The sequence below is a fragment of the Streptomyces mutabilis genome, from assembly GCF_014649815.1.
Lineage (GTDB): Bacteria > Actinomycetota > Actinomycetes > Streptomycetales > Streptomycetaceae > Streptomyces > Streptomyces mutabilis.
Genome location: NZ_BMTT01000107.1, coordinates 1 through 926, shown reverse-complemented (window position 1 = coordinate 926; position 926 = coordinate 1). Strand labels below are relative to the sequence as shown.

Annotated in this window: 1 protein-coding gene; it reads right to left on the bottom strand. The window is 66.2% G+C overall.

Features of this window, described 5'->3' with window-relative positions:
• Nucleotides 1-16 precede the first annotated feature (16 nt).
• Nucleotides 17-876 (bottom strand): IS5 family transposase gene (locus IE142_RS34855; protein ID WP_370466449.1). Its coding sequence is split into 2 segments (ribosomal slippage): nt 17-510 and nt 510-876, totalling 861 coding nucleotides; the frame shifts between segments, so codons are not numbered across the junction.
• Between the last annotated feature and the right edge of the window lie 50 nt (nt 877-926).

Sequence of the window (926 nt, the reverse complement as noted above, 5' to 3'; positions counted from 1 at the left end):
CTACTAGGGTCCGTCTTCAAACGGATCTTGCCCAGAGTAGGAATGAGGCGAGATTGACCGCTGCTTCGTAGGAAGTGGCGGTCTTCTCGTATCGGGTGGCGATGCCGCGGAAGCCCTTGAGGCGGTTGATGCAGCGCTCAACGACGTTGCGGCGACGGTAGAGATGCCGGTCGAATGCCGGTGGTCGGCCGCCGTGGCGTCCGCGGTTGTGACGGTGCCGTTGCTGGTCGGTCTTCTCCGGGATGGTGTGTGCGATGCCGCGTTTGCGCAGGTAGGCGCGGAAGCCGCGGGAGCTGTAAGCCTTGTCCGCGATGACCTGGTCGGGCCTGCAGCGTGGTCGTCCGACGCCGGTTCGCGGGACGTGGATGCGTTCGAGGAGCGGGCGTGCGCAGATGCTGTCATGCCGTTGGCCGGGTGTCAGCAGGATGGCGAGGGGCCGGCCGCGGCCGTCACAGGCGAGGTGAATTTTGGTGGTCAGTCCGCCTCGGGATCGGCCGAGGGCGTGATCGTCCGGTTCGTCCGGCCGGTGGTTCCCCCTTTTCGGCCGGTGGCGGCAGCGTGCTGGTGGGCACGGACGATGGTGGAGTCGATCTGGACCAGCCAGTCGATATCGCCGGCCGCGTCCGCTTCGGCTTGGACCTGCTGAAGCGCTCGGGCGAACACGCCGTCCAGGGCGTAGCGGCGGAAGCGGGTGTAGACCGTCTTCCACGGCCCGTAGCGCTCCGGCAGGTCACGCCAGGAGATACCGGTGCGGATCTTGTAGACCATCCCGTTGATGACCTGCCGGTCCGACACACGCGGGCGTCCCGTGGCGGCCCGCGGTATCAGGGGAGCAAGTAACTCCCACTCCGCATCCGTGAGTTCATGGCGGCGTATCACCCCACCATGATCCACCACCCCAGTGATCTTTGAAGACGGACCCTAGT